This is a genomic window from Algoriphagus terrigena DSM 22685, assembly GCF_000429445.1.
In the GTDB taxonomy this organism is placed as follows: Bacteria; Bacteroidota; Bacteroidia; order Cytophagales; family Cyclobacteriaceae; genus Algoriphagus; species Algoriphagus terrigena.
On sequence record NZ_KE386904.1, the window covers coordinates 24901 to 46668 of the forward strand.

General features: G+C 48.5%; 16 protein-coding genes. 5 read left to right on the top strand and 11 right to left on the bottom strand.

Features of this window, described 5'->3' with window-relative positions; all coding sequences use genetic code 11:
• Positions 1-163 precede the first annotated feature (163 nt).
• A complete protein-coding gene (locus G459_RS0123895) occupies positions 164-1234 on the top strand; it encodes a phosphatidylinositol-specific phospholipase C1-like protein (protein ID WP_035456986.1) in 1071 nt (356 codons plus the stop codon).
• Between the two features lie 14 nt (positions 1235-1248).
• The gene (locus G459_RS30060) at positions 1249-1485 is read left to right on the top strand and encodes a hypothetical protein (RefSeq protein ID WP_157373446.1); all 237 of its coding nucleotides are present in this window, start codon (positions 1249-1251) and stop codon (positions 1483-1485) included.
• Positions 1486-1924: 439 nt separating this feature from the next.
• Here the strand turns inward: G459_RS30060 and G459_RS0123915 are convergent, their stop codons facing one another.
• From G459_RS0123915 to G459_RS0123945, 7 genes are all read right to left on the bottom strand, one after another.
• The gene (locus G459_RS0123915; RefSeq protein ID WP_051315457.1) at positions 1925-3673 is read right to left on the bottom strand and encodes a RagB/SusD family nutrient uptake outer membrane protein; all 1749 of its coding nucleotides are present in this window, start codon (positions 3671-3673) and stop codon (positions 1925-1927) included.
• Between the two features lie 46 nt (positions 3674-3719).
• A complete protein-coding gene (locus tag G459_RS0123920) occupies positions 3720-6773 on the bottom strand; it encodes a SusC/RagA family TonB-linked outer membrane protein (RefSeq protein WP_026969833.1) in 3054 nt (1017 codons plus the stop codon).
• A gap of 583 nt (positions 6774-7356) precedes the next feature.
• A complete protein-coding gene (locus tag G459_RS0123925; RefSeq protein ID WP_026969834.1) occupies positions 7357-8745 on the bottom strand; it encodes a Gfo/Idh/MocA family oxidoreductase in 1389 nt (462 codons plus the stop codon).
• A gap of 220 nt (positions 8746-8965) precedes the next feature.
• On the bottom strand, positions 8966-9487 hold the full coding sequence (locus G459_RS0123930; RefSeq protein ID WP_157373447.1) for a hypothetical protein: 522 nt from the start codon (positions 9485-9487) through the stop codon (positions 8966-8968).
• Between the two features lie 69 nt (positions 9488-9556).
• Positions 9557-9889 (bottom strand): hypothetical protein, encoded by a 333-nt coding sequence (locus G459_RS0123935; RefSeq protein ID WP_026969836.1) that lies wholly within the window; start codon positions 9887-9889, stop codon positions 9557-9559.
• A 143-nt stretch (positions 9890-10032) separates the two neighbouring features.
• A complete protein-coding gene (locus G459_RS0123940) occupies positions 10033-11145 on the bottom strand; it encodes a hypothetical protein (protein ID WP_157373448.1) in 1113 nt (370 codons plus the stop codon).
• Between the two features lie 7 nt (positions 11146-11152).
• Positions 11153-12532, bottom strand: a complete 1380-nt coding sequence (locus G459_RS0123945; RefSeq protein ID WP_026969838.1) for an FAD-dependent oxidoreductase — start codon at positions 12530-12532, stop codon at positions 11153-11155.
• Between the two features lie 441 nt (positions 12533-12973).
• Between G459_RS0123945 and G459_RS28510 the strand changes: the two genes are divergently transcribed.
• A complete protein-coding gene (locus tag G459_RS28510) occupies positions 12974-16036 on the top strand; it encodes a SusC/RagA family TonB-linked outer membrane protein (RefSeq protein WP_051315410.1) in 3063 nt (1020 codons plus the stop codon).
• Positions 16037-16054: 18 nt separating this feature from the next.
• Positions 16055-17518, top strand: coding sequence for a RagB/SusD family nutrient uptake outer membrane protein (locus G459_RS0123955; RefSeq protein WP_026969839.1), 1464 nt, complete (start codon positions 16055-16057; stop codon positions 17516-17518).
• Positions 17519-17644: 126 nt separating this feature from the next.
• On the opposite strand, the gene G459_RS0123960 is transcribed toward G459_RS0123955, so the two are convergent.
• From G459_RS0123960 to G459_RS0123970, 3 genes are all read right to left on the bottom strand, one after another.
• The gene (locus G459_RS0123960) at positions 17645-18064 is read right to left on the bottom strand and encodes a response regulator (RefSeq protein WP_026969840.1); all 420 of its coding nucleotides are present in this window, start codon (positions 18062-18064) and stop codon (positions 17645-17647) included.
• Between the two features lie 87 nt (positions 18065-18151).
• Complete coding sequence (locus G459_RS29255) at positions 18152-19288, bottom strand: sensor histidine kinase (protein ID WP_211234428.1); 1137 nt, start codon at positions 19286-19288, stop codon at positions 18152-18154.
• A 20-nt stretch (positions 19289-19308) separates the two neighbouring features.
• Positions 19309-19788, bottom strand: coding sequence for a hypothetical protein (locus G459_RS0123970; RefSeq protein ID WP_026969841.1), 480 nt, complete (start codon positions 19786-19788; stop codon positions 19309-19311).
• 293 nt (positions 19789-20081) lie between these two features.
• On the opposite strand from G459_RS0123970, the gene G459_RS29260 reads away from it, so the two are divergent.
• Entirely contained in the window at positions 20082-20612 is a 531-nt protein-coding gene (locus G459_RS29260; protein ID WP_051315412.1) for a PRC-barrel domain-containing protein, read from the top strand.
• A 133-nt stretch (positions 20613-20745) separates the two neighbouring features.
• On the opposite strand, the gene G459_RS0123980 is transcribed toward G459_RS29260, so the two are convergent.
• Positions 20746-21768: a cytochrome d ubiquinol oxidase subunit II gene (locus G459_RS0123980; RefSeq protein ID WP_026969842.1), complete on the bottom strand. Its 1023-nt coding sequence runs from the start codon at positions 21766-21768 to the stop codon at positions 20746-20748.

The window sequence follows — 21768 nt, forward strand, 5'->3', positions numbered from 1 at the left end:
TCGCGTAAAAACCTAAATATTCGCTGATTTTAGGGCTTTTCCAGTGAAATAACAAAAAGGTAAACCAAGGGAAACATCTCAAAAAACGATAACATAAACTTGACTTTGAATTAAATGATCACGGATTTGAATGCCCCATCTTTCGGATTGATCCATCAAACCTATGAATTCTCCTAAAACCCTTTTGTTCGCAGTTTCGCTTTTCCTTTTGATCAGCGGAAGTTTTGGCCAAAAACTCAATGAAACTCAGGTCATCGGCAGCCACAACAGCTATAAAAGCGCCATGCCTTCCCCGATTTTGGACTATCTGAATAAGGTCAACCCGGCAGCGGCACAAAGCTTGGAGTACGAGCATCTGCCGCTTTCGGAGCAACTTAACTTGGGACTGCGAAATCTGGAACTCGATGTCTTTCATGATCCCATGGGAGGAAGATTTGCCAACCCCAAGTCCTTGGCAATGCTGCCGGAAGGGACTGTTTTTGACCCGAAAAAGGAGCTTTCCGAGCCGGGTCTGAAGCTTTTCCATGTGCAGGATTTGGATGTGCAATCCCACCACCTGCTTTTCAAAAACGCACTTTTAGAGCTAAAATCCTGGAGCGATCAGCATCCCGATCACCATCCGGTGTTCATCCTGATCAATGCCAAAGACGGAAAAGTTCCGATGACGGTCAACCCACTTCCCTTTACCGGAACCGCGCTGGACAGCATCGACTTGGAAGTTCGCACTTACCTGGGAATTGATAAACTGATCACGCCGGATCAGGTTCGTGGAGACTATGAATCGTTGGAAAAGGCTGTCTTGGCTGGTAACTGGCCTGAACTGGAGGCTGTCAGAGGCAAGTTTCTTTTTGTGCTGGATGAGAGTGAGGAGAAAATCCGCCGCTACCTGACCGAAAAACCGGAACTGAGAAACGGGGTACTTTTTGTCAATCTGAAAGAAGGAAATCCTGAAGCCGGTTTCCGGATCATCAACGATCCCGTGTCCAACGAAACCTACATTCAGGAGCTTGTAAGAAAAGGCTACATCATCCGAACCCGCGCAGATTCCGATACCAAAGAGGCCCGAACCGGTAACTACAGCAAGTTTGAAAAGGCGAAGGCTTCCGGTGCACAGGTGATCTCCACGGACTACTACATTCCTTCCAGGCTCTTTCCATCCGACTACTCGGTAAGCTTTGAGAACCACACCTTTGAGCGGCCCAACCCTATTCTAAACCAAAGTGAAATACTCTAAACTGATTCCTGCACATGAAACTTGAATCCAAAACTTTGATTAAAGCTAAAACCGAGCTATTGCATCAAGTCGATCACTTCGACGAGTTTTCTGATCTCTATAAGATAGAGCACCGATGGCTCAGCCAAAAATTCCATTCCAAGATGTTTGAGAATGTTGGATGTGGAATACTGGCTGGATTTCGTACAACTTCATCTTCAGGAATCAGTCAGGCTACGTATATTGAATTTGGACTGGCTCCAGGAGCTTAGCCTTTTGGAAGATGGAGTTTCCCTGAAGCAAACCACCTCGGCGTAGTCTATTGCTTTGTTCGAGAGGACGCTGGCTGGGATTTGCCCTTTTATTTTTTTGGAATTTGTAATTTCAATATCAATAAGTTCAACCCCATTCGGGGTTGTTGTTGACGTGGTTGACATTCCTACCCCCGGTTTCACCGAGGGCTATTGAAAGGTTCGACCACTTGGTGGTCATTATCCCAAATCATCGTAATTCAATTCCCGACCCTGACAAGGGATCAAACTTCTCAATAACCGCGGATGAAACCCGTGGAAAAAACGATAGCGATAGGATTCCCACAACCCCGAAGGGTGTCGAACTAATTTTAAAGCCAATTGCCAGATCCATCCAAATTCACAAAAAAAGCCGAACGGAGTCCGCTCGGCTTTTGGATTTATTACCTCTTGAGAAATTTTAATAACCGGGATTTTGCACCAAGAATCCGGCAATGTTTGAAGCTCCATCAATCGCCCTTTGCGGAATCGGGAACAGTCGCTTGTTGACATCGCTATCGGTCTTCTCAGTCCAACTGTCTTCGTATTTTCCAAAACGGATTTGGTAAACTCTTCTCAGGCCTTCCCAATACAGCTCGAAGCCAGACTCCCGGAACAGGATATCCAGATCGATGGAAGTCAAGGGAGCGGGTGTCTGTGCAGGACGGGCATTTCTGGAGGTTCTCAGCGTATTGATATCGGCAAGTGCGCCGGCATTGTCGCCCTTTCTCAGCTTGGCTTCAGCGCGCATCAAGTACACTTCACCCAATCGAACCAAAACTATATCCACGCTGCTTCTGCTGCAGCAGTCGGTTGCAGTTCGGCTAAACTGGTATTTGGAGAATCGGTGTCCGGTGTTGTGAAGACTTCCTTCGTTGGTGAAATCCACCTCGTAGGTATGATCCACGTAGCGGATATTTGCACCGCTGCTTCTTCTGTTGATCACCGGATAGACTCTGATCTTCCCATCCGGACATTTGATGATGTTTCCGCTGCCGTCCTTTCTTGGGCCCCAGATGATATTACGGAGGATTCCACGGTCCATTTCAAATTCAGTAGCGTCCACACAGTAGTAATGCTCTGAGTCGTTCGTGGGATTTATTCCGGTGAGGTCTCTGAGATTTTCCGGGATGACCGTATTCTCCTGATAGAAACGGGCATCTGCATCAGCCGGGTCGACATCGCCATAGGCATCATACCAAGTCTGAACAAAATCCGGGGTAGCCGCTACGGCGTCCGTGCCCCTTGTGCTGGGGAATTCAGGTCTTGGTACCTGATCTCCGGATATAGACCAATATTGCCATCTGCTGTGTTCGGTCTGAAGTACTCCTCGCTGATCGAGGGAAAAGATGATCTCTGGATTGGTGTTGTTGTTGTCATTGAAGAGGTCAAAGTACTCCGGTGACAGGGAATAACCCGCGCTGATGATGTTGTTGGTGTATTCGATCACCTTGTCCATGTCTTCGGCTCTAAAGTCCGGAGTTCCGTAAGGATCGCGATAGACCGCTGCGTTCAGATACAGACGCGCGAGCAAAGCCTCCACGGCATGCTTGTTCATCCGACCCGGACCGCTGCTGCTCTCGCTGATCAGATTCACCACTGCCAGCAATTCTGCCTCGAGGTAATCGACGGCTTCCTGCCCTCTCAGGATCTCTGACTGTTGGTCAGAACGCTCCTTTTTGAATACCAGTCCCCAGTTGTCCAAGGCCAACATGTTCAGGTAAGCCTTCATTGCGAGCATTTCGTAAAGTGGGTTTTGGGCACTTGCATTCCCAGCTTCCACTTCCAGCCCGAGCTGCTCTTCCGCTGCCACTGCTCTGGACAATGCCAGGGTTATGAAAGTCCAAGAATCCCCTACCAAGGCATTGCTTGGAGTCATCAGGTGCTGGTGGATGGCGATAAATTTCCCGCCGTCAAACCAGTCCGTACCCCCACGGTAGGGAAGAATTCCTTCATCTGAAGCGACTTCCTGAAGCCCAAAATTATTCGTATGCAGCCACACTTGGCGCAGCATCCCATAGACCGGGGCGATGGACCCGCTGACAATTTCCGCTTGGCCTGTCCCGGTCAGTGACTCATCGAGCACTTCTTCCTCTAAGGTGGTACAACTCAGAAATGCCAGGAAAAAGGCTGCTGCTGGAATTAATTTTCTAAAACTTATAGTCTTCATATAATTGCGATTTTCTGGGAGATGGATACGCATCTGCCTGTTTTTCTTAAAAGGTTAGATTCAGATTGACCATGAAAGTCCTAGCTCTTGGATAGGTGAAGCGGTCGATACCGAAGGTTTGGATTCCCCCAGAAGTTGTTCCGGTGTTGATCTCCGGGTCAAATCCGGAATAGTCTGTGATCACAAACAGGTTTTGGCCAGTGACGGAAAGGCGGATAGCTTGGAAGGCATTACCAATTCCGATCTCAGTCGGGTTCAGGTTGTAACCCAAAGAGGCGTTATTTAACCTAAAGTACGAGCCGCTCTCCAGGTATCTTGTCGAAACCGTATTGGAGTTGTTGAAGGACTCCTCGGGATATTGGACTGCGAAATCCGTGGTGTTATTGGATCTGGAAAGCTGGGCCTTCGTGAAGAGCGACATGGTCGTGTGATTGAAGATCTTATTTCCGGACACACCGTTGAAGTTGAGTCCCAAGTCAAAATTCTTGTATCTGAAGTTGGCGTTGAAGCCATAGATCACTTTAGGGATGGCACTTCCCACCACCGTTCGGTCATTGTCCAGGATTTGGCCGTCTCCGTTGACATCCACAAACCGGTTGAGTCCGTCCTCTCCGATTCCGTCAAACTGCAGCATGTAGAATGCGCCAATCGGCTGGTTGTTGATGTAGCCATTGATCGTCGCACCGGTTTGACCGGCACCCTGTGCTGCGCCGGTAGTCAAGACCGAATAAGGGGAATCCCGTACCTCGTTTTGGATAAACGTGACATTTCCTCCAATCTCATAGGAAAAGGCCTTTTGCGCGTTGTTGCTGTAATTCAGCGCCAATTCGATCCCACTATTGTGGATCTTCATGTTCTCAATATTATCCCAGTAGGTCGAGGTCGGCTGAACCGGGTCGGCCGGAACCACTTCCAGCAGGATGTTCGAGGATACTTTGTTGAAATAATCCAAGGTACCGGTCAAACGGTAGTCGAAGAAGGCGAAGTCAACTCCCACGTCAAATTGGGTAGATACCTCCCACTGCAGATCCGGGTTCGCCAGTCGGGTAAAAACGATCCCATACGGGTAGCTGTCCAGCGTGGTCCCATCGGTATCGATCGGATAGGTATTCAAACTCCCCGACCCTGTAGCCAGGCGATCTTCTGAGAAGCTTGCCTTGGTGATCTTGGAAGGGATTTCCTGATTTCCGGTTTGTCCCCAGCTGGTACGGAGTTTCAGGTTGTCAAAACCGGAGTTGGCCATGAAGGCTTCCTTGCTCAGGTTCCAACCCAGCGCAAAGGAGGGGAAGTAGCCGTACTTGTTGTTATCACCAAACTTGGAGGAACCGTCCGCCCGGATGGTCGCCGTAAACAGGTACTTCTCGTCGTAGACGTAGTTTAACCGGCCAAAGAAGGACTGCAGCTCATTTTTGACAGCAGAGGAACTTACGGTCGTCGGGAATTCGGTGGTACTGTTGTGGTCCTGATATCTTGGCTCGATGTTGTTATCCGCAAAGCCTCTGGCGGAAGTACCTCTGAACTCATCCAGGAATGTCTGATATGAGTGACCGGCCAATATCGTGACATTATGCTTGTAATTGTTCCAGTTGTAGGTCAGGGTATTTTCCACCAAGCTATTGGTATTGGCAGAGATCAACTCATCCAAGGTTCCATCCGACACATTGGATTCGTTTACGACCTCTGAATAGGGTTTGTACTGAACGTATCGGCTGGTATTGGAAAAATCCACCCCAAGATTCAGCTTATAAGTAAGTCCGTCGATGATCTCGAAAGAAGGGGAAATCGTCCCTAAGATCCGGTTGTTTGCGGCATCATCACTGTAGAGTTCATTTCGCTTGAGTGGGTTGAGGGCATTGGTGTTGAGCAACGTAGGTTCGCCATTGGTGTAGGCAGGGATCGTCGGATTCAGGTAAAGCATATCACTGATGATAGATCCAATACTTGGGCGCAGATTTTCGGTGTAAGATGCCGTCAAGTTGTAATCGACAATCAGCCGGCCCTCAAACGCTTTCTGGTTCATATTCAGTTTGCCTGAATAGCGCGTCAGGTTGCTGTTATTCAAGATCCCTTCCTGGTCCTGATAGCCAAGTGAAGCGAAATAGGAAAACTTCTCGGAGTTGGCTCCGCTCATGGACAAGCTGTAATCTTGGGAAAAGCCAACCTGAGTCAGTTCATCCTGCCAGTTGGTATTTCCTTCGAAATCCTCCAGTGAGCCACCTACTGCGACTACCTGACGGCGAAACTCGTCTGCTCCAAAGACGTCGATTTGCTTGGACATGGAAGACCATGCAGTAGATGCCGATAAGTTTATCTGGGAGGCTCCTGATTTTCCTTTCTTGGTCGTGATGACGATGACTCCATTGGATGCTCTGGAACCGTACAAAGCTGTAGCACTGGCATCCTTCAACACATCGATGCTTTCAATATCGTTGGGATTGAGAAAGTTAAGTGGATTGGAGGCGATTCCTGTATCGGAGTTATCCAGCAGAAAGCCATCCAGTACATAGAGCGGTTGGGTACCAGAGCGTAAGCTACCGATTCCCCGGATGATCACATTTTGGTTGGCACCGGGCTCGCCGCTGGCGGAAGTGATGTTTACACCGGCCACTTTGCCCTGCAACAGATCGACGGGATTGGTAATTACTCCTTTGTTGAAATTTTCGCTTTTCACAGAACCGATGGCGCCCGTGACATCAGACCGCTTTTGGGTACCATAGCCCACTACGACCAATTCGTCCAATTGCCTTGCATCCGGCTCCAATTGTACGGAGAGTGTGGATAGTCCCGCCACTGCCACTTCCTTTGGAGTATATCCCAAATAGGAAACCACCAGGATCGCATCACCAGCCACATCGATGGAGAAGTTACCATCCAGATCTGTGATGGTACCATTTGTAGTACCCTTTACAAGGATCGCAGCTCCAGGCAAAGGCGCCCCTGTCTCATCCGTGACCGTACCGGTCACTACTTCAAAAGCGCTTTCTGATGCAAGTGAGGCCTCAGCCGCTGCTGCCGTTAGCCCCAGCGACCAAAAGAGTAAGCTGAATAACAAGCCCAACCGGAGCGATCTGCCTGTTTTGGAGATTGTAAAATTTCCCATGCGTTATAGGTTTAAGTGGATAATTAGACCGCAAAACTAGCCGCCGGAAACTCGGCGTTGAGGAACTTAAGATGAACTTTTCGTGAAGTTCACTTGACCTACCTTAAAACAAATTGATAGGTATAAGATAATAAATATTGAGTCCGGGACTGAATTTATTTCCCGGTTTTTTAGGGCCTATTACTTTTTAAATACTTGAATACTATGACTATACAACGGTCTAGTCTAAGAAAAAAGGCGATCAGGGTGGTGGTGAGGAGAAGGTGATTGACCGGGAAAAAGTCCAACTCATGGCATTAATGAGGATGGTGACCAGTCAAAAAACCGGTTTTCGGATTACCCGGGTGTTAAGGAAAGATGCGATGCTGGATGACCGATTCTGGTTGTAGCGCGGAAGGTTTTCCGTTAGGCTGCTGACGTTTTTCGCCATTGTTCGACGTACCGTAGGTACGCATCATGGGTAGCACGGAGTCTTAACCCCGTGCAGAATCAGGTATGCAACCATAGGTTATGGTTGCATACCGGGAACTACAGCCAGGTCAACCGGGAATCGGCTGGTTTTGCTATATAGAGTATTCAGTCATCATACCAACTTCATCCCTACCGGGTCCCAAAGGATGGGTTTCTCCTGTGCAATGCTCAGATTGCAGGCGAGTGACGGTGCTGCCGCCCGAAGACCAAATTCCGCATCTTCGAGGATTGGCGAACCGTTCCGAACGCCGTTGAAAAAGGTAATCATGTGATCCACCCGATCGTCATATCCCTCGGGCGCTTCGAATTTGGTGGGCTCATTTTGAGTGAAGTTCCCGCCCTTTTCAGATCCGTAGGTTGCCACGTACCACTTTTGAAATTCCTTTTTTTGCTCCGCTGAAAAACTCGTGTAGGAATCATAGCCACCAAACCCCGGCGCGGCTTCTCTTTTGAGCGTCTGAACGGTAAAGTCGTTCCATCCGATGGTGATCACGCCATTGGTACCGACTAGCTTCAGGCCAAATTCGCCTTTGCCCTCTCCGTCACAAAGGTTGACGCGTGTGGTCACCTGAAAGGAATCGTGCTGCTCGGTTTTGGGATAAGTCATCAGGGCATTGATCACATCATAGGCGTCCCGTCCGTCTTTCCAATACTTCAGATCGCCAGCGCTGAAGATCTTGTTTGGGCCTTTGGAGTCCGTTAGGGTATGAACGGTTGTCAGCAGATGGACGATCAGGTCTCCAGCTGCGCCGGTGCCATAATCACTGTAATTTCTCCATCGGAAAAACCTGGTCGCATCGAATGGGATCTTTGGCGCGTAGCCCAAAAACGAATCGAAATCCACCGTCTCAGGGCTGGCATCCGTTGGAATCGAATAATCCCACGCGCCCATGGCAGTGGATCTGTCGCAATAGGCAGACACGAAGGTCAGATCACCAATCACTCCGGACTGCAGTACCTTTTTAGCCTCCAGGACTGCGACCGAACTTGCCCGCTGACTGCCTACCTGCAGCACCTTCCCAGTAGACTTTTGCGTGTCGATGATCGCCTGCCCGTCTTCGATGCGTTGCACCATGGGTTTTTCACAATAGACATGCTTGCCGGCTTTCATTGCATCGATGGCAATCCGCTGATGCCAGTGATCCGGCGTACACACCAAGACCGCGTCGATGTCCGGTCGGGCCAAAACCTCCCGGTAATCTCTCGTCGTGAAGATGTCTTTGCCGTATTTTTCCCTCGCATACTCCAGCCTTCCGGTGTACAGATCACAGACCGCCACCAGCTCTACTCCATCTATAGTCAACGCGGCATCGGTGTCGTAGTGGCCGATGATTCCGCCGCCGATCAGTCCGATTCGTACTTTGTCATTGGCTTGGGATTTTAACCCACGTTTCAATAAGACACTTTTTGCAGAGGCCGAGCCGGCGAAGCTTGTTCCAACAGAGGCCAAGGCGAGAGTTCCTCCTGCTTTTTTCAGAAATTCCCTGCGTTGATTTTTCATGGTTAATGGGTTTAAGAGTTCCTTGTCTATCTAAACACTTAAAAAATCACGAATTATCAAAACCCAGACTTTCCCCCTTGAGCGCATTGCCTCCTGCTGTGCTCACAGTGATGTAAAAATCAACGAGCTAAAAGCTAACAATCCATCCTTGACTTAAAGCGAAAATGGGATTTGCTCAAAGAACAAACCCCATCCCATTAAGAAAACCAATAATCGAAAATTACATAGCCAACCGGAGGGTTGCTTTGTCCCCGGAGGCGTTTAGATGTTGATTGAGTGTCCCGACCCATTTTTCAGCGATGAAAGGCTCGTCCGACAGTCTTCGGATCTGTCTTTCATCGAATATTGTAATGCTCTTGGCTGGTTTGCTGTGGTCTTTGAAATGCAGCAGGATATCGAGGTATCCTAACTTTTTCAATCTTGACTTACCGACACTCACCTCTTCGTAGTGCGCGTCGACCGAGGCATGATCGACCTGATTGAGATTGATCGTCATCTGTACTGGATAGTGGCCAAACCGGCAATATACGAGCACATTCTGCTTTAGATCCAAGCCCAGCATGTAGTGGTTTCTCCACTTTTGAACCTTGTCAAGAACCAGCTCTCTGCTCAAGGCAAATTCCTGAAATGACTCTTTGTTGACTTTTTGACCTTTTCTATAGCTGAGTAGATGGTATATGTAGGGCAAGCTGATCAGCAGCATGCCTATAAGGGAGACCCATAGAATCCCTGAGAAATTCATTTCCATTTGATTGGTTGTTAGTAGTGAAAATTTTGAATGATTTAAGATTTGCTCCGAAATCCGTTCAAACTACCAAGTGAAGAAGAAGTGAATAAAGGTTTGCTTTACGTCAAAAAATGGAACCGTACTGTAAGCGGAATAAAGACCGGTGGCTACTGCCGCCTTTGAATGCACCAACAGACCTTTGAAAGCTGCAGAGGGGAGCGCTACTTTAAGATCAAGCTCAAGAGGAGGTTTTTCGGCGAGGTCGCCGATTTCTGATAGGAATCCCTGAGAAGTCTGGAGATAAGATTTGCCATCAACCGAAGAAACTACATCGACCGATAGTGGAGTCAGCAAAACGAAAAATAAGCCTACAATCCAGTTGGCCAAAAGAATACCTAAGGGAATCTGCTTGCTCATAATCAGAAATAGGCTTGAATATTACAAAAAACAAAACAACTTCAATCCGGGTTCAGGAATAAAAATGTTAAATGCTTTTAAAAATCCGAATCGGCCAGGGTTGTTTTTTTGAGAAAAGCTTAAGTCTGAAAGTACAATCCACGTCAATTCTTTAGGCTACTCATGTAGTCCTCTGCCTTTTTTGCCAGATATCTGTTTTCGGAATTAGTCAACTCCTTAATTGTCGAGAGGGTTTCTCGGTCATCTATCCCCTGTTCTCTGTACACGTCCAGGATACCCGCGATGATTGGAACTTCCATCCCGGATAATTGGCCGTTGAGTTTTACCACTACTTCGGGGGAGATTTGCGGTGCATCCTTGAGGAGTTCCACGGCTCTGCTCCTCATTCCAAAATCAAAGGATTGAAAATTATCCATCAGCTTGTTTTGGACATCCGTGTAGAACAAATCCTTCGGAACCAAACTGTTTAGGCATTTTTCTGCCAAGCTGTAGTCTGCAGAGCCCATCAAATCAAGAACAATTTCCCTGGATTTGGGAAAATCAGAAAGCCTACCGTGCATCAGATCGATCGCCCAAAGTTTATCTTGATAAGGTGCCTCGGTGATCATGGTCCTTAGAAACTCATCGTTCATCATGTCATTGGTCCACGCTTCTACCTCTGTCTGCGAAGTCCCGTACACCAACTCATAGATCGTGTAGGTAGTATAGGCAGAGCCTTTGATGACGTATTCCAGTACATCTTTCGACGTAGCACCGCTCACACCGTCGACATTGTAGAGGGAGGCTTTACTTTTTGCGGCGATCTGATTGTAAGTAAATTGACCCAAGGGAAGACTAGGGTCAGAAAGGAGTTGATTGAGCCTGACGTATTCCTCTTCGGTAAATGGCACATGGTCATCTTTGCTCAAAAATTCATTCTCCGGCAGCTCAAACCCCAAATACCTACCGGTTGGATTCCAATAAAGTGTGATGTCGAGCAGCTTGCATTGGTTGTCATAGCATACCCCCGTGTGTACGCTCCTGGAGTAGTAGACCGGAAATCCGTCTTCAGAGATATATTGATATAAAGTGACGTTTCTTTTTTCCACCTCATCGTAGATCTTTTTTTCGTTGATCTTGGCGACGGGGAAATTCAGGGTCAGCTCATTTTGATATTTTACATTCTTTAATTCTCTGACAGCATCTGACACCACACCGGAAGATCCGACTAGGACAATCATCAACATAGAAGCAAATACGGTCAGCTTATGCATCATCGGTTTGTTAGCCTTTGGAAGTTTTCACGCTCGGAGGCACGATTCCTCCGTGCATCTCTATCAGCCTTTTCAGTTCGCCGATGGGCAAGTCGGCCGGAGTTAGATTCTTTTCGATTGCCAGTGCCGCTGCTGCCCCAGCTGCCTGTCCCATTGCCATACACGAAGCCTGCACTCTCAGTCCTGAATTTGCCAACTGGTCGCTGCAGATACTTCTCCCCGCCACGATAAAATTTTTGCTCTTCTTGGGTATCAATGCCCTGAACGGAATCGCGGGGACGATCCCTTCAGCCAGTTGTTCAGGCACGACGCCTTCTGTATTGTGAAGATCGACTGGATAGTAAGAATACGCGATGGAATCCGGATATCCCTTGCCGGTGATGTAATCCTCATAGCTTATCCGATACAATCCATCGATTCGATAAGTTTCCCGTATGCCGGCTTCCGTTCTCATGGATTCGATCCTTATATTACCCAGTCCTGGCTGTTTTTTCAAAAACCGGAGATGCTTTAGCAGGGATTCCCGTCCTTTGATATTCGCCGAGGTGTGAGTCTCTGAGGTAGTGGAGTCTGCTCCCTCGATGTGCTGGACATTGTCGCCTTTTTCCTTCAGCAGAGCAATGATATCTCCCCGAAACTCTCCCCGTATCAGCTCTCCCCGATCGATTGCCATCTCATAAGCGACCTTGAGCCGCTCCAGGTCCAAGCTTTCAAAGTCATACCCGCCGATGGTAAACATCAAGGTGCCGGGCTGGGTCACTTTTTCTTTAAAAAGATCATAACCCGCAATGGAAGCGGCGATGGCATTGCCAGAGCAGTCAATGATCTGCTTACACTTGATCTCAGCGCGCACCCCCTTGCCCACGGTCTCCACGTACCAGTGATTATCCTTAAAATCAAGTGAAGTGGGAGTCTCATAATAGCGGATTTCAACACCTGCTTCCAGGCACTTCTCTTCGAGCAGCATGGCGTACAGAGACGGATTTATCCGTATCTGGTGCTTCCAATGCTCCCTTCCGTGGGGAATTGAAAAGTTTGGCAGTGAGTCTCCGTTCAGTTGCACGGCACTTTGAATCAACTCCCATCCTACCCCACTGATGACCTGCTTCCCCCATGCAAAAAATAATCCCGGAAAGGCTACACCCGCGGTAGTAATCGTCCCTCCCAGCTGACTCTGACATTCAATCAATGTCACCTGATGCCCGGTTCTTCCCGCCTGGATCGCAGCAATGGACCCGGCCGTTCCTCCTCCTATCACCAAGATGTCCGTCTCCAGTTTCCGCTGAATGGTTTCATAGGGCTTCGTCAGTACATCGGCCTTCACCAGTCCGCCGCCGGTAAGACCGACCGAAAGTGCGCCGATTGTCGAAAGAACATCTCGTCTGTTCATAGGTTTACAATTTGCTTTTCTAAGGTCATAGGAATGCCCTGAATAGTCATCCGTCCCCTTTGGTGAGAAAGGCCTTCAAATGGGCATTCGATCTTCTACTTGTTGGGTTGAAAAATAGCTATGATTATCCGCTTTCATGCCATTAACCATCCAATCTGCTTCTGTTGGATTAAACCCGCACCACGCCTCAGTCTCACGATATACCCATAGGGCAAAATGTCCCTACATGGACAAAATGAGGTCTATACTACCCAAAATGGAGCATCCTTAGACGCTGCCGTCAGTTCCGTGACTTGCGACCATCTACCAATTTTAAAGCCAAAATCTTCCAAAACGGGGTGAATTGACGCATTTGAGCTGCGCAGGCCACCCACTGGAATAGTAGTTGATCAAAAAAAGAAGACAAAAAACCCTCATTGTTTCATTTTGACCAAACCAACTATGAAAAAGCTTTCAGCACTTATTTTTCTTGCCGGTATGTCTCTGGGCGCTGCCTCGGAGACTTTGGCAGAAAACAATCCGCCAAATTTCCTCCAGGACACGGTGCCGTCGCGGGACACCGTCCCTCCGCCTTCCGTCTCCACGGAAGAGCTAACAATCACCGGAACAGTCAAGGATCCAGACGGTAATCCTCTGCCCGGCGCAACCATCCAGATCAAAGGAACCGAGACTGGAACTATCTCCGACGATTCTGGAAAATACACCATCCAAATACCAGCAGACCAATCAGATGTCGTGCTGGTATTTTCTTTTTTGGGCTTTCAGCCAAAGGAAATCAACGTGGACAACCAGACGACGATAGACGTGAGTCTGTCAAGTGATGATCAGGAACTGGAGGAAGTGGTGGTAATCGGCTATGGTTCCACGCGAAGGGCAGACCTCACCGGTGCGGTCGCGCAGGTGAACTCAGACGAACTGAATGCTTTCCCAACTTCCAACGTACTCCAGTCCCTCAACGGGCGGGCTCCAGGGGTCCAGGTGATCCAGAACAACGGTGCACCCGGCGGCGGGGTTTCGGTCAGGATCCGAGGTGCAAATTCCATCCAGGGAGACAATGATCCGCTCTATGTGATCGACGGCTTCCCCTTTTCGGGCAATCCCACCAACCTCAACAATTCCGATATCGCAAGTATCGAAATCCTTAAAGATGCATCAGCCACCGCGATCTACGGTTCGAGAGGTGCAAATGGAGTGGTTCTGATCACGACCAAAAACGGCAGCGGCGCAGGGACCGTGGTGGAGTTTGACGCTGCATACAGCGTACAAAGTCTCAGGAAAAAGCTGGACCTGATGAATGGGAACCAATATGCCCAGCTGATGAATATCCAGGCGGTAAATGACGGAGTCGACCCGTATTTCACAGACGCCGAGGTCAACAGTTTCGGTGAAGGGACCGACTGGCAGGATGAGATTTTTCAAAATGCTCCGATCAAAAACACGTCTCTGAGTGTCTCAGGTGGCGGAGAAAACACCCAGTTTCTCGTCGGAGGAAGTATCTATCAGCAGGACGGAATCATCAAGGGCTCCGACTATGACAGATACTCGATCAGAACCAATGTCAATCATAAGATCAGCGAAAAGTTCAAGTTGGACTTCAACAGTACTTTGACCAAACTGGTGACGTCCCGGAGAGACAGCGAGGGTGGATCAAGAGGCGCGAGTATGATCGGGGCAGCGTTGGTGGCTTCACCGCTTTCAAATCCCTATGATGCCGACGGTTCGATCAACAATCTGGCAGACGACTTCCCTTTTATCTCGCCCGACATCGTCAATCCACTCTATTTCATCAACGAGCAATCGAACGTCATCAACGCAAACGTAACGCTCGTCAACGCTGCCATGAGCTATAATCCCATTCCGGAACTGACCATCAAAGTAAGCGGAGGCATTGAAAACAGGGACGACAGGACCGACAGCTACCGAAGCACCAAATTCCTCAACAGCGACGGAAATGCAAGTGTCACCACCAGCCAGTATCTCAGCCGTCTGAACGAGAATACAATTACTTATGCAAAGGTGTTTAATGAAAAGCACGATTTGAACGTGTTGGCAGGCTTTACCTATCAGGATTTTACCACGAAATATCTCGCCGGAAGTGGTGCGGGATTTTTGAGTGACCTCTATGAAACAGACAACCTGGGAGCTGCGGAAACGCCCGGAATCCCAACCTCAGGCTATTCGAATTCAGTCTTGCTCTCCTATCTGGGCAGAGTCAACTACGGCTTTGACAACAGGTATCTTTTCACAGCTTCATTCCGCGCGGATGGCTCATCGCGCTACAGCGAAGGAAATAAATGGGGATACTTTCCCTCGGGAGCTATCGCCTGGAAAGTCTCGGAAGAGAATTTCATGAAGTCACAGGAGTCCATCTCCACCTTGAAGATCCGCAGCAGTTGGGGACTGACAGGCTCTCAGGCGATTGATCCTTATGCTACGCTGAACAGACTTTTCCCCGGCTACACCGTCTTCGGGGATGAATTGTACAATTTCCTTGCGCCGGGCTCCACCCTTCCCGGAGACTTGAAGTGGGAAACCACCGAGCAATTTGACTTGGGGTTTGATCTCGGTCTCTGGAAGGATCGTATTGTAGTGGGCTTTGACTACTACATCAAGACCACCGACGATCTGCTCAGCACGGTTCGCCTGCCAAGTTCTTTTGGCTACACGACCACGATAGACAATGTGGGGTCAATAGAGAACAAAGGCGTAGAATTGAGCCTTTTTGCACAGGTTTTCTCATCGGACTTCCGATGGAGCTTAGACGGAAATCTATCGTTCAACCGCAACCAAGTCCTGAGCTTGAATGACGGCCAACCTATCCTTACCAATTTCATCAACGTGATCACGGTAGCGGATAATTTCTCCATTATGGAAGAAGGAAGACCTCTGGGACAGTTTTGGGGGTATCAGGAGGATGGCTACACCGAGACGGGCGCGATCAAATACAGGGATTTGAACAGCGACGGTGAAATCTCCGAAGCGGACAAAACCTATATCGGAGATCCAAACCCGGATTTTTTCTACGGGTTCAACTCCAACATGGGTTACAAAGGCTTCCAACTTGATCTTTTCTTCCAAGGAAGTAAAGGAAACGACCTAATGAACGTCAGCGCAATCTCCAGCACGATGGACTATGGGCAGGGATTAAACATGCCGGAAGAGGTGCTTTTGGATCACTGGACGCCTCAAAATACCGATGCGAAGTATCCGAAAATCAGCAGAAACTCCAATACCCGGGTGTCAGATCGCTTCGTGGAAGACGGCTCATATCTGAGGTTAAAAAACATCCTGTTGGCCTATAATTTCCCTCTCAAAAATTCCCAGGAAAAATTCCTCCAAAGCCTTCGAATCTATGCGAGTGGACAGAATCTGCTCACATTCACGAATTACTCCTGGTGGGATCCCGAGGTGAACAGCAAAGGCGCGGACAACAGCATGGGGATTGATCACTTCAGCTATCCGATTCCGAAGTCTTACACGATTGGTCTAAACGCAACTTTTTAACCCGAAAAGAACCACACCATGAAAACGTCTAACAACAGTCAATCAATAAAACACAAACTCCTGATAGCCGGATTTTTAGCTCTGGGAGGTATCGTAAGTTCTTGTGAAAATGTACTTGAGGAAGAACCAAAAACAATCGTCTCGGAGAACTTCTATCAAAGCAAATCAGACTTTGAAGCAGCGACGAATGCGATCTATTTCCCCCTGCGAATGGTAAGATCGGAGCAGGTAGCCGTGCTCAGCGCCCACACAGACTGGGGATATGGACGCGGCAGCCGTGCGCAGTACAACGACTTTGAGGGATTCAATCCCACCAACATCAACGCTGCAGCAGCCCGGTGGAACAGCTTCTATCAGGGAATCCGGAATGCAAATATTGTCATCGAAAAAGCACCGCTCAGTGAGGAGTTGACGGAGGAAGAACGGAATCTTTTCCTGGCGGAAGCCAAATTCCTGAGAGCGCTCACCTACTTTGATCTGGTGAGAAACTGGGGAGGAGTTCCGCTCCGCACCGAGCTCAATATCGCCGAAAAGGATGTACCCAAAAGCAGTCCTGAAGAAGTCTATGAGCTCATCCTTGCGGATCTGGCTGAAGCGGAGATGAATCTTCCGCTCACGGCGGCGGAACCCGGAAGACCAACCCAATGGGCGGCAAAAACCTTGTTGGCCGACGTGTACCTACAGCTGGCGGACTATCCGATGGCGAAGATGAAAGCTCAAGACGTGCTGGATGCAGCCGAATTCCAATTGGTGAAGATCACCTCTGTGAATGATATCCGGGAGAAGATCTTCGGAGCAGCCTTGATCACCTCTACGGAGGAAATTTTCTCCTTCAAGTTTGCAAGGCAGACAGGTCAAGGCAATGGTCTTCCTTGGATCATGAACCATCCCAGTACTGGATTGTACAATTTCGGCGGGGCCTATGCGCACTACGGAGATGCTACCAATCCCTTTCACAAGGAGTGGGCAGACGGAGATCTGAGAAAAGGCCTTTGGCAGATTGTCAACTTCGGGCTGGGCGATTCTACGATCGTGAACGGCAAATACGCAGAGTCACAGGCGGTGGACAATACAGGTGCAGGGAATGATCTGCCGGTGTACCGGTACCCGGAACTGCTGCTAATCTACGCCGAGGCGTCGGCTCGTGTCGATGGCGTGACGGAGGCAAATCTTGAAGCGGTAAATCAAGTTAGACGCCGGGCTTATGGGCTGGATCCGATGATTCCATCTGAGACGGATTTTGTGATGACAGACCTGACAGTTGAAGCCTTTTTGGATCTGATTCTCCAGGAAAAAGCCTACGAAACCCAGTTTGAAGGGAAGCGCTGGCTAGATCTGAAAAGAACGGGACGGGCAGAAGAATTTGTCATGAAAAACAAAGGGATTACCATCTCAGAAATACACTATCTATGGCCTATTCCTCTGGAAGAGTTGAACTTCAACGAAGCGATGGATCAAAGCGATCAGAATCCGGGGTACTAAGTTATCCTGATCTTTGTGGTCCCTGACCTACCTGGGCAAAGTCTTTTCCGAAGGGCTTTGCCTTTTTTTATCGGTAAGGACAGAGCGGGCAGATTTTGCTGTCATTCAAAAAATAAAAAAGTGATTCTACCCAAAATTCTCATTAACCACCTTCCAAAAAGCCTCCGAGGTCAAAGGTTTATTTACAAATTCCTTCACCACGGGTATCTGGGCTGCTCTTTCTATATCATCGGGATTATTGCTAGTCGACAGCATCACCACAATGGACCGATCAAGAATTTCCTGAGAGAGTTCATCGTATTTGACCAGAAAATCCCAGCCGTTCATTCCCGGCATATGGATATCCAGAAAGATAATACCCGGCTGAGGGAGCTCCGCATAATCTCCCTTGCTAAGCAAAAAGTCAAGCCCCTCTTCGGCTGATTTCACGGATTGAATATGCACTCCAGTGGACTCTTCCTCCAAGATTATCGTGTGATAGAAGTTAGTGGCTTCATCATCGTCAATAAGCAAAACACACTCTAACTGTTGGATTTTCTCTCTCATAGGATTATAATTTTCTTTCGATGGCCATAGGAAATCTCGCCAGACTCACAGTCAAGCGATTGTATGACGCTTGAGTCCTGCTCGATTTCATTTGATTTTCGTCAAGGTAAAGTAAAATGCACTGCCCTGGTTTTTTTTGGAGTCGATCCAGATTTTCCCTCCGTGTAGTTCCACGATCTTACGACAATATGCCAAGCCCAACCCCATCCCTTCGTATTGCTCAGTTGGATGAAGGCGCTGGAAAATAAAGAATATTTTCTCGTAGTCGGTTTGATCTATTCCTATTCCATTGTCTCTGACGCAAAATTCAATATGCGACCCAATGTCCTTTGCAGACAATTCAATCACGGGTAAGACACTTTTGTCACTGAATTTCAACCCGTTGCTGATCAAATTTTGAAAAAGCATGCGCAACTCTACCGGATTTCCCAACACGACCGGTAGCTCATTTACTTTAATGGTGCCCTTGGAAGCTTTCAGACTTGAATCAAAATCCAATACAATGTTATTTACCAACTCATGGCAATTCACGGGTTGGGTCTCCCGCTTAATGCCTATTCTGCTAAATTCCAGCAACCCTCTGATCAAAGTTGTCATCCTGCTGGTGGCAGATGTTACATAGTCCAGCATTCGCTTTCCCTGATCGTCAAAGTTTGGATAGTACTTTTTGGCGATCAGTTGAGTCATGTTGCCGATCGTGCGAAGCGGCTCTTGCAGGTCATGGCTGGCGATGCTCGTAAACCGTTCCAGTTCCCGGTTTTTGACCACCAAGTCCGCATTCAACTTTTCAAGCTGGACTTTCTTTTCGGACAGTTCATCCTGCTTGGCGTCCAACTCTTTCAACTTTTCCAGCAGAGTATTTGAACGCTCTGAAAGCTGCGCATTGATGCCTTCCAAACTCGAAAAACTACTTTTTGCTAGAAAAACAAGCGTCACGCAAGTCCAGATAACCACAAGCGCTATCACGGCATTTATTCCTGATAGATTGTCGGCCGTGGTGGTGAATACGTTGGTCCGTATTGCCGCTACAATCGTCAGAACCGTGCAAACTGCCGCGGTATAGATACTCGCAAATTTGCCTGGCAGAAGCCAACTATATAAGATCACTACCGAATACATTCCGGCTACCGCCACCGTACTGCTCGTATTCAGATCCACGATGAACACCACGCTGGTGATCAAGGTCGCCATGAAAACCAAGACGGCATTCTGAAAAAGTAGCATTGATCTTCCCCGGGTATCCATTAGTCAGTTTTAGCGCTCAGCTGTTTTTTTAGCGCTTCAATCTCCAATTCATAGCTTCTCAGTTGCTTTTCCAGCTGATAAGTTTTTAGCTCATCCTCAGTCTTCACTACAATCAGCTTGGGCAGATCCCGAATGAGCGCAAAAGCTGTGGCTAAACTCACTAGCGCCGTAAATACCCGCAGAAGCGCACTCAAGCGGTATCCTGGCCACCAAAACATAACTGCATCCATCAGATGAGTGCTTCCGCAAAGGATAATGAAAGCTCCAAAGAGCCAAAAGACAGGTAGAAATGGAATGTTTTGCCGCTTTTGTATAAAATAAATGATGATCGCCGGAATGACGAAATAAGCCAGCCAGATTGCAATATCGCTGGTAATATACAGCCAGCCATGAAACGGCGACCAATTGCCACAGAACCAACGTGGCGGCCAATCATCAGATGAAAATAGATTGGCGAAAAAGTCGATCACTTGCTCCATAACGTTTTTCGGGTTTTGTTTTAACTCAATCTAGGTGATTGAAAGCACAACTAAAAGATTTTTGGCATTTCGTTCTACCCAGGGAAATTCCTCATGCATTTGGTTGAATTCGAGGAGCGCCTCAACTCAACGATTTGTGCAGCAGTAGGAAACCCATTCCACGAAAAGTGGGAAAGCTTCCACTCGGAAAAACGACTACCCCCCGCTATTTCCCTTTAATGGGCGATTTGCCGGCTGGCACAAATCTGGGATAAGGAGAGTCAAATAATTTACTCACTTAACCAACTAACAAGATGACCATCTCATATCATTCTCAGATCAGTGCATCGACTGCCATGTCCTGCACAGTCAAAACAGCCAGAGCGGAATCCGTAGGATCGATCAAAGAATTCATGATCAACACCGTCACCGGTCAGGTGGATTATGTCGTACTGAAGGTCGACGAAGGATTTCTAAATCTGGGGTCTAAGCTTCTCGCTTTGCCATTTGAATCCTTCGAGTTTAACACCGCGCAGGACGATGTCGTAGTGGTCAAGGAGACCAAGGAGACGCTGGAAAATGCACCCGGATTTGACAGCGACAACTGGCCATCCGGTCCACAAGCTGAGTTTCTGCACACGATGCGCACCTACTACAGCGAGGAGCCACGCAGCCTGTATGGCCGATACGACCATACCAACAGGTCATACTACGAGGACGAGGATCGATTCGATTTCGACGCCGATCAGATTCGCGACCAGGAATTCGGCCACGGATTCGCAGAAAGAGATCGTCGGGGAGACCGGCCGTCAGATTTACGCAGAGGTGGAGATCCGCTTCTGTAATCCCTGATACATGCAAAGTTCAAAAAGGCTAATCCAGTTTGGGTTAGCCTTTTCTCTTTAAAATAAGAATTACAGTTGTCGATACCTCTCGGATACCGTTCTCCCTGCCGAGATCCTGAAGATAAGCTGAGATCTACCCTCGATGACTCGCGGGGTTCTTCTCCTTCTGAAAGCTATAAATCAAATATCCCAGCGAGGGCAGGATAAAAATACTTCCAAGGAGCAGCGCCCAAGCCAAAGTTTCGATGGGTTTTCCGACAGCGGCTGCGTTGAAGACGGTGAGGTTCTCACCAGCGCTCGTGATCACTATATCCGGGAAATAATGGTAGCCAAAAGCCAAAAGAACAGCTGTGACAACGAATCCAGCCAAGGCTCTCGACAGTAAGCGTCCAGCCTTGGGCAGCTGGATCCAAAGGACAATCATTGCCACCGTCGCCAAAAGCAAGATTCCCACCGTGACTATTTCGCCCAGCAGCAGCCCGACGAGTGGAACGTCCTGGAGTTCCGCAGCCAAGAACACTACTCCTCCCGCCAAGACCGTCGCCAGGATGAATAGCCGCGATCTCGTGACAAGGAATCTTTTCTCCGCTTCGTTACCCGCCTCTCCCACCAAGAAAACTGCCGCCAGAAATCCGCAGATGGCCACGGTAAATACACCCACCGATACACTGAATCCATTCAGCCAAGGCCAGACGTATGCACCAAGAAAGTCAACCGCGCCCGGGTCGATCTTTCCCCCGATCGAAGCCGCGAAGATCAAGCCCAGAAAAAACGGTGTCACAAAACTGGAAACGGTAAAAATCAGATTGTAAACCCGCTGCATCTCGTCCTGCACCGCATCGTAATGTCGGAACACGAAAGCGGTCCCTCTGCCGATAATCCCAAACAGCATCAAAAGCAAAGGAATGTGCAGATGGATGGACAATAGTGAGTAGACAGCCGGAAATCCGACAAACAGGATCACAATCGTGATGATCAGCCACATGTGATTTGCTTCCCAGATCGGGCCGATGGTCTCGTAAGTCCTAGCGCGGATCTTGTTTTTCATCCGCTCCGGGGTCACGAGTTCGATGATCCCAGCACCAAAATCCGCTCCGCCGAGCAGGACATATAGCAAGATCGAAAAGGCTAGAAAGACAATGACGACGTAGAGCAT

Bases quoted from the DNA above. Each gene is read 5' to 3' on its own strand.
- G459_RS0123895 (WP_035456986.1), top strand. From the start codon at position 164: ATGAATTCTCCTAAAACCCTTTTGTTCGCAGTTTCGCTTTTCCTTTTG.
- G459_RS30060 (WP_157373446.1), top strand. From the start codon at position 1,249: ATGAAACTTGAATCCAAAACTTTGATTAAAGCTAAAACCGAGCTATTG.
- G459_RS0123915 (WP_051315457.1), bottom strand. From the start codon at position 3,673: ATGAAGACTATAAGTTTTAGAAAATTAATTCCAGCAGCAGCCTTTTTC.
- G459_RS0123920 (WP_026969833.1), bottom strand. From the start codon at position 6,773: ATGGGAAATTTTACAATCTCCAAAACAGGCAGATCGCTCCGGTTGGGC.
- G459_RS0123925 (WP_026969834.1), bottom strand. From the start codon at position 8,745: ATGAAAAATCAACGCAGGGAATTTCTGAAAAAAGCAGGAGGAACTCTC.
- G459_RS0123930 (WP_157373447.1), bottom strand. From the start codon at position 9,487: ATGAATTTCTCAGGGATTCTATGGGTCTCCCTTATAGGCATGCTGCTG.
- G459_RS0123935 (WP_026969836.1), bottom strand. From the start codon at position 9,889: ATGAGCAAGCAGATTCCCTTAGGTATTCTTTTGGCCAACTGGATTGTA.
- G459_RS0123940 (WP_157373448.1), bottom strand. From the start codon at position 11,145: ATGATGCATAAGCTGACCGTATTTGCTTCTATGTTGATGATTGTCCTA.
- G459_RS0123945 (WP_026969838.1), bottom strand. From the start codon at position 12,532: ATGAACAGACGAGATGTTCTTTCGACAATCGGCGCACTTTCGGTCGGT.
- G459_RS28510 (WP_051315410.1), top strand. From the start codon at position 12,974: ATGAAAAAGCTTTCAGCACTTATTTTTCTTGCCGGTATGTCTCTGGGC.
- G459_RS0123955 (WP_026969839.1), top strand. From the start codon at position 16,055: ATGAAAACGTCTAACAACAGTCAATCAATAAAACACAAACTCCTGATA.
- G459_RS0123960 (WP_026969840.1), bottom strand. From the start codon at position 18,064: ATGAGAGAGAAAATCCAACAGTTAGAGTGTGTTTTGCTTATTGACGAT.
- G459_RS29255 (WP_211234428.1), bottom strand. From the start codon at position 19,288: ATGCTACTTTTTCAGAATGCCGTCTTGGTTTTCATGGCGACCTTGATC.
- G459_RS0123970 (WP_026969841.1), bottom strand. From the start codon at position 19,788: ATGGAGCAAGTGATCGACTTTTTCGCCAATCTATTTTCATCTGATGAT.
- G459_RS29260 (WP_051315412.1), top strand. From the start codon at position 20,082: ATGACCATCTCATATCATTCTCAGATCAGTGCATCGACTGCCATGTCC.
- G459_RS0123980 (WP_026969842.1), bottom strand. From the start codon at position 21,768: ATGCTCTACGTCGTCATTGTCTTTCTAGCCTTTTCGATCTTGCTATAT.